This window comes from Streptomyces sp. bgisy159 (assembly GCF_057707805.1).
On the sequence record NZ_JBYIQX010000036.1, the window covers coordinates 70,096 to 76,631 of the forward strand.

Sequence of the window (6,536 nt, forward strand, 5' to 3'; positions counted from 1 at the left end):
GTTCATCCCTTGACCGCCCCCGCGCTGAAGCCGGTGATCAGCCACTTCTGGATGAACGCGAACACGATCACCACGGGGACGGCGGCGATGATGCCGCCGGCCGCCAGCGCGCCCAGGTCGACGCTGTCGGCGCCCATCAGGGTGTTGAGGCCGACCGGGATCGTCTGCTTGCTCTGGTTGTTGAGGAACATCAGGGCGAACAGGAAGTGGTTCCAGGAGTGCACGAAGGCGAAGGAGCCGACGGCGATCAGCCCGGGGCGCAGCAGCGGCAGCACCACGATCCGGAAGGCGCGCAGCCGTCCGCAGCCGTCCACCCAGGCCGCCTCCTCCAGGGAGTACGGCACGTTCTTGATGAAGTTGCTGATCAGGATGATCGACAGCGGCAGCTGGAACACGGTCTCGGCGATGATGACGCTGCCGAGCGAGTTGATCATCTGCAGGTTGGCGAAGATCTCGAACAGCGGGACCAGGAGCAGGGCCCCGGGGACGAACTGGGAGCAGAGCAGGGCCAGCATGAAGCCCTGCTTGACCTTGAAGTCGAAGCGGGCGAGGGCGTAGCCGCCGGCCAGGGCGACCAGGGTGGTCATCACCAGCGTGGCGACGCCGACGAGGACGCTGTTCTGGAAGTAGGTGCCGAAGCTCCGCTCGTTCCAGACCTTCTCGAAGTGGTCGAAGGTGACCGGCCAGGGCACGAGCGAGGTGGATCCGGCCGGGCGCAGCGAGAACAGCAGGATCCAGTAGAAGGGGACGAGGGTGAAGACGAGGTAGATCGACAGCGGCAGGTAGATCTGCCAGCGGGGGGCCTCGTCCCAGGCGCGGTGGCCCTTGGCGGTACGGGGCGCCTCGGGGGCCGGGGGCGCGGGGGCGGGGGCGGGCTTGACGGCCTCCTTGGTGATCACTTGGACTCGCCTCCGAACTTGCTCAGCCGCAGATAGACCATCGAGCAGAAGAGCAGGATCACGAACGCGACCGTGGTCAGGGCGGACGCGTAGCCGAAGTTGTGGGCGTCGACGCTGGTGTTGGCGATGTACAGCGGGAGCGTCGTGGTCTCGCCGGCCGGTCCGCCGCCGGTGAGGGTGTAGAGCAGGTCGACGTTGTTGAACTCCCAGACCGCGCGCAGCAGCGTGGACAGGACGATGGCGTCCTTCAGATGGGGCAGGGTGATGTGCCAGAACTGCTTGATCTTGCTCGCCCCGTCGACCTCGGCGGCCTCGTAGAGGTCCTTGGATACGGACTGGAGGTCGGCGAGGACGAGGATCGCGAAGAAGGGCACGCCGCGCCACAGGTCGGCGACGATCGCCGCCGGGAAGACGGTCGAGGTGTCCGACAGCCAGCTGGTGCCGTAGCTGCCGACCCCCATGTCGGCGAGGTAGCGGGTGATACCGGTCTGGGAGTTGTAGAGCAGCACCCAGATCGCGGAGGTCAGTACGCCGGAGACGGCCCACGGGGAGAACACCAGGGCGCGTCCCAGCGCCCGGCCCGCGAAGGTCTGGTTGACGATGAGCGCCAGCGCCAGGCCGAACAGCAGCTGGAGGCCGACCTCGACGACCACCCACTTGGCACTGAAGGCCAGGGTGTCCCAGAACTGGGGGTCGTCGGTGAAGATCTGGACGAAGTTGTCGAAGCCCGCGTAGCCGTTGCGCCATGGTTTGGTGGGGTTGTAGTTCTGCAGGCTGTAGTAGAAGACGCTGATGACCGGGTAGGCGATGAAGCCCAGCATCAGCAGGCCCGCCGGGGCGATCAGCAGGTAGGGGAGTCTGCGGGGCGTGGCGGAGGCACGGCGCCGCCGGGGTGGCGCGGGCGGTTTCGCCACGGCTGCGGCTTGGGCCATGACTGTTCTCCGTTCGCTTGCTTGCTGTGGGTCGTGTACGGGTGGAGAAGGGTGGGGCGGGAAGCCGGGTGAAGCGCTTTCCACCTGTGCAGGGTGCGGCTGCGCGCCGCGTCGATCGGGGCGGGGGTCAGCCGGCGTAGGGGTCGGCGACCTTCCCGGGGCGGGCCAGGAACTCGAAGTCGCAGCCGGTGTCCGCCTGGGTGATCTGGTCGTTGTAGAGCGCGCCGTAGCCGCGCTCGTAGCGGGCGGGCGGCGGCGTCCACTCGGCCCTGCGGCGCGCCAGTTCCTCGTCGTCCACGTGGAGGTGGAGGCTGCGGGCCGCGACGTCCAGGGTGATCCGGTCGCCGGTGCGGACGAGGGCGAGCGGTCCGCCGACGTGCGACTCGGGTGCCACGTGCAGCACGCAGGCGCCGTAACTGGTGCCGCTCATGCGGGCGTCGGAGATCCGCACCATGTCCCGTACACCCTGCTTGAGCAGGTGGTCGGGGATCGGCAGCATGCCGTACTCGGGCATGCCCGGGCCGCCCTTGGGACCGGCGTTGCGCAGGACGAGCACGCTGTCGGCGGTGATGCCGAGATCCGGGTCGTTGATGGTGCGCTGCATGGTCCGGTAGTCGTCGAAGACGACCGCGGGGCCGGCGTGCTTGAGCAGGTGCGGCTCGGCGGCGATGTGCTTGATGACGGCGCCGTCGGGGCAGAGGTTGCCGCGCAGCACGGCCACCCCGCCCTCACTCGCCACCGGGTTGCCGCGGGGGCGGATGACGTCGTCGTCGTGGACGAGCGCGCCGGCGATCTGCTCGCGCAGCGTGTCGTACGAGACGGTGGGCCGGTCCAGGTGGAGCAGGTCCGCGATGCGGGAGAGGAAGCCGGGCAGGCCGCCGGCGAAGTGGAAGTCCTCCATGAGGTACTTCCGGCCGCCGGGCCGGACGTTGGCGAGCACCGGGACGGTGCGGGCGACGCGGTCGAAGTCGTCCAGGGTGAGCCGGACCCCGGCCCGGCCCGCCATGGCGATCAGATGGATCACCGCGTTGGTGGAGCCGCCGAGCCCCAGCACGGTCGTCACCGCGTCCTCGAACGCCTCACGGGTGAGGATGTCGTTCAGGGTGCGTCCGCGGTGGACCAGTTCGACGATACGCAGGCCCGCCGCGGCGGCCATCCGGTCGTGCCCGGAGTCCACGGCCGGGATGCTGGACGCGCCGGGCACGGTGACGCCGAGCGCCTCGGCGGCGGCCGTCAGCGTGGACGCCGTGCCCATGGTCATGCAGTGGCCGGGCGAGCGGGCGAGGCCGCTCTCCAGCTCGGTCATCTCGCAGTCGCCGATCAGGCCGGCCCGCTTGTCGTCCCAGTACTTCCACATGTCGGTGCCGGAGCCGAGTACCTCGCCGCGCCAGTGGCCGGGCAGCATGGGCCCGGCCGGCACGAAGACCGTAGGAAGGTCGACGGAGGCGGCGCCCATCAGCAGCGCGGGGGTGGTCTTGTCGCAGCCGCCCATCAGCACCGCGCCGTCCACGGGGTAGGAGCGCAGCAGCTCCTCGGTCTCCATCGCGAGCAGGTTGCGGTAGAGCATCGGGGTGGGCTTCTGGAAGGTCTCGCTCAGTGTGGAGACCGGGAACTCCAGCGGGAACCCGCCGGCCTGCCACACGCCCCGCTTGACGGCCTGGGCGCGGTCGCGCAGGTGCACATGGCAGGGGTTGATGTCCGACCAGGTGTTGAGGATCGCGACGACCGGCTTGCCGAGGTGCTCCTCGGGGAGGTAGCCGAGCTGGCGGGTGCGGGCGCGGTGGCTGAAGGAGCGCAGACCGTCGGTGCCGTACCACTGGTGGCTTCTGAGCTCTTCCGGCTTCTTCATATGGACCATCCGGCGGCGATGGCGGCGACCTCGGCGCGCTCGGCCTCCGGCAGCGCGCGGCTGGGCGCCCGGACGTCGCGGCGGCACAGGCCGAGCGAGGCGAGGGCCTCCTTGACGACGGTGACGTTGTCGGCGCTGCCGTTGGCGGCGCGCAGCTCCTCGAAGCGGCGGATCTGCTCCCAGACCTTCATGGCGGCCGGGTAGTCGCCCGAGCGCAGCGCCTCGATCATGTTCAGCGAGACGGCCGGGGCGACGTTCACCAGGCCGGAGGTGAAGCCGGTGGCGCCCGCGGAGAAGTAGGACGGGGCGTAGGGCTCGGCGAGTCCGGCCACCCAGACGAAGCGTTCCAGCCCGGCGTCCCGGGCGAAGGCCGCGAAGCGCGCGGCGTCCGGGACGGCGTACTTCACGCCGATGACGTTGGGGCAGGCGTCGGCGAGTGCTGCGAGGTGCTCGCCGCGCAGCTGCGGGTTGCGGATGTACGGCACGACGCCCAGCTCGGGCACGGCCTCGGCGATGGCGCGGTGGTAGTCGACCCAGCCGCGCTGCGAGACGTAGGGGTGGACGGGCTGGTGGACCATCACCATCCGGGCGCCCAGCCCGCGGGCGTGCCGGGCGGAGGCGACGGCGGTCGGCACGTCGTGGCCGACGCCGACCAGGACCACCGCGCGCTCACCGGCCTCGTCGAGGGTCAGCTCGGTGACCAGGCGGCGCTCCTCGGGGGCGAGGGCGTAGAACTCGCCGGTGTTGCCGTTCGGGGTGAGGGTGGTGATCCCGCCGTCGAGCAGCCGGCGCACCAGGGCCCGGTGGGCTTCCCGGTCGACGGAGCCGTCCTCGGCGAACGGGGTCACCGGGATGGCCACCACGTCGGCCAGCGCCGCGCGCTGGGTCTCGAACGCCACGCTGCTCATTCCTGACCTTCCTGTTCCGGCGCCCCGGGGAACGCCCGCTGGACGAAGGACGCGATGTGGGCGTGGAGCGCGCGGGCCGCGCCGTCGGCGTCACCGGCCAGGGCGAGCCGCAGGATCTCCCGGTGCTCGCCGGCCTCCCGCTCCCAGGAGGGGGAGGCGGCCCAGGCGACCGCGGAGACGAGAGCGGCCTGGTCGCGGACCTCGTCGAGCATCCGGCCGAGCAGCGGGTTGCCGCACGGCAGGTACAGGGCCCGGTGGAACTCCCGGTTCGCCAGCGAGCGTTCGGCGGTGTCGGTGGCCACGTCGGCCCTGGTCAACGCTTCACGGGCGGCGTCCAGTGAGGCACCGCGGAGAACCGCGCGCTTCAGCGCCTCGGGTTCGAGCAGCAGGCGCACGTCGTAGACCTCACGCGCCATGGCCGCGTCCACCGTGCGCACCGTGACGCCCTTGTACTGGCTCATCACGACCAGTCCGGTGCCGGCCAGGGTCTTGAGCGCCTCACGCACCGGGGTCTTGGAGACCCCGAACTGGGCGGCGAGTTCGGACTCGACCAGGGCCTGACCGGGCGTGAACAGCCCGGTGAGGATGCGTCGCTTGATCTCCTCCAGCACGTACTGCGTGCGGGAGGGGATCGGCGTGGGCACAGAGGTCATGCGGGCCTCTCGGATCTCAGAACCGGATTCTCAGAATCGGATCTCGCATATCGCGTCTCATATATGACGTACGAAGTACGATTCGTTGAAGGTAGGAGGGGCCCCGTGGTTCGTCAATGCTTCTGACAAAGGAACCTCGGAAACCCCGGGCGGCCCGTCAGACCTCGGTCGTCTCGCCCTCGCGTGCGCTACGGGTCGGCCCGCCGAAGGCGGCGGCGGCACGGGCGGTGGCGTCCTCGCGGGTGAGCGTGGGCCCGACGTGGGTCACCAGCAGTTCCCTTGCACCCGCCGCGCGGGCGGCCCGCCCGGCGTCCTCCGGGGTCATGTGAACCTGTTCGCTTTCGCGATGCCGGTCGATGTCCGCCTCGCACAGGAAGACATCGGCGGAGGCGGCGAGTCCGGTGAGCGCGGCACAGGGTCCGCTGTCCCCGGAGTAGGCGAACACCCGGCCCTCGCACTCGGCGCGCAGTCCGTAGGTCTCGGTGTCGTGCCGCACGGCGCGGGCGTTCAGGCGCAGCGTCCCGTACCGCGCGCCGTGTCCGTCGTGAAGGGGCCGGAAGTCGAAGACACCCTTGAGGGAGCCCTCGTCGGGGCGGCCGAAGAAGCCGGCGACGCGACGGGCGCAGTCGGCCGGAGCGTGCACCAGAACGGGCGCGGGCGGGGTGAGACCGCCGTAGGCGAAGGCGTAGAAAGCCGACAGCAGATCGGCACTGTGGTCGGCGTGCAGGTGGGAGATCCAGATGGCTGTGAGCCGCCTCGGATCCGTGTGCCGCTGCAACTCGGCGAACGTCCCCGGCCCCGCGTCCAGCCACACCTCGGCCCCTCCCCCGCGCAGCAGGTAGCCGGAGCAGGGGCGGTCGGGGGCGGGGTGCGGGGAGGCGGTGCCGAGGACGGTGAGGCTGAGGGACATGGCGGGCGTCTGCGGAGGTCAGCCGCCGAAGAGATCCTGCGCCCGGGTGACCTCCCAGGCACGGTCGAGCAGAGCACCGAGCTCCTCCGACCCCTGGCAGGACAGCACACGCTCCCGCACCGCGTCCGAGACCTCCAGACCACGCCGCTCCAGCACCATGAGGACCGTGTGCGCCCGCTCCTCCTCACGGCCTTCCTCACGGCCTTCCTCACGGCCTTCCTCGCGGACCCGCTGGGCCGCCGCGGAGCGGAAGAAGATCGTCATCGTGCTCATCAGCTTTCTCCAGATCTCGACGGCTTCGGAGCCCGAGAGACCGGCCTCCACGTACTCGGCGTAGATCACGGCTTCGTCGGGGTCCATGGCGTTGAGTTCGTGACTCCTCCAG

The 6,536-nt window shown here is 70.5% G+C and carries 6 protein-coding genes and 1 pseudogene; all 7 read right to left on the bottom strand.

Features of this window, described 5'->3' with window-relative positions; all coding sequences use genetic code 11:
- Window positions 1-2: 2 nt before the first annotated feature.
- Window positions 3-899 carry a carbohydrate ABC transporter permease gene (locus AC3ET3_RS27635; protein ID WP_432138294.1) on the bottom strand — a complete coding sequence of 299 codons (897 nt, stop codon included), beginning with the start codon at window positions 897-899 and terminating at the stop codon, window positions 3-5.
- On the bottom strand, window positions 896-1,831 hold the full coding sequence (locus AC3ET3_RS27640) for a carbohydrate ABC transporter permease (protein ID WP_432138295.1): 936 nt from the start codon (window positions 1,829-1,831) through the stop codon (window positions 896-898). The genes AC3ET3_RS27635 and AC3ET3_RS27640 overlap by 4 nt, the downstream gene beginning before the upstream one ends.
- A gap of 127 nt (window positions 1,832-1,958) precedes the next feature.
- A complete protein-coding gene (gene araD, locus AC3ET3_RS27645) occupies window positions 1,959-3,689 on the bottom strand; it encodes an L-arabinonate dehydratase (RefSeq protein ID WP_432138296.1) in 1,731 nt (576 codons plus the stop codon).
- Window positions 3,677-4,588, bottom strand: coding sequence for a dihydrodipicolinate synthase family protein (locus AC3ET3_RS27650; RefSeq protein WP_432138297.1), 912 nt, complete (start codon window positions 4,586-4,588; stop codon window positions 3,677-3,679). Before AC3ET3_RS27650 ends, araD begins: the two co-directional genes overlap by 13 nt.
- On the bottom strand, window positions 4,585-5,241 hold the full coding sequence (locus tag AC3ET3_RS27655; protein WP_432138298.1) for a GntR family transcriptional regulator: 657 nt from the start codon (window positions 5,239-5,241) through the stop codon (window positions 4,585-4,587). The genes AC3ET3_RS27650 and AC3ET3_RS27655 overlap by 4 nt, the downstream gene beginning before the upstream one ends.
- Window positions 5,242-5,398: 157 nt before the next feature.
- Complete coding sequence (locus AC3ET3_RS27660) at window positions 5,399-6,151, bottom strand: MBL fold metallo-hydrolase (RefSeq protein ID WP_432157603.1); 753 nt, start codon at window positions 6,149-6,151, stop codon at window positions 5,399-5,401.
- 18 nt (window positions 6,152-6,169) lie between these two features.
- Window positions 6,170-6,536: pseudogene (locus AC3ET3_RS27665) on the bottom strand (hypothetical protein); the annotation flags it as partial.

Bases quoted from the DNA above. Each gene is read 5' to 3' on its own strand.
- AC3ET3_RS27640 (WP_432138295.1), bottom strand. From the start codon at position 1,831: ATGGCCCAAGCCGCAGCCGTGGCGAAACCGCCCGCGCCACCCCGGCGG.
- araD (WP_432138296.1), bottom strand. From the start codon at position 3,689: ATGGTCCATATGAAGAAGCCGGAAGAGCTCAGAAGCCACCAGTGGTAC.
- AC3ET3_RS27650 (WP_432138297.1), bottom strand. From the start codon at position 4,588: ATGAGCAGCGTGGCGTTCGAGACCCAGCGCGCGGCGCTGGCCGACGTG.
- AC3ET3_RS27655 (WP_432138298.1), bottom strand. From the start codon at position 5,241: ATGACCTCTGTGCCCACGCCGATCCCCTCCCGCACGCAGTACGTGCTG.
- AC3ET3_RS27660 (WP_432157603.1), bottom strand. From the start codon at position 6,151: ATGTCCCTCAGCCTCACCGTCCTCGGCACCGCCTCCCCGCACCCCGCC.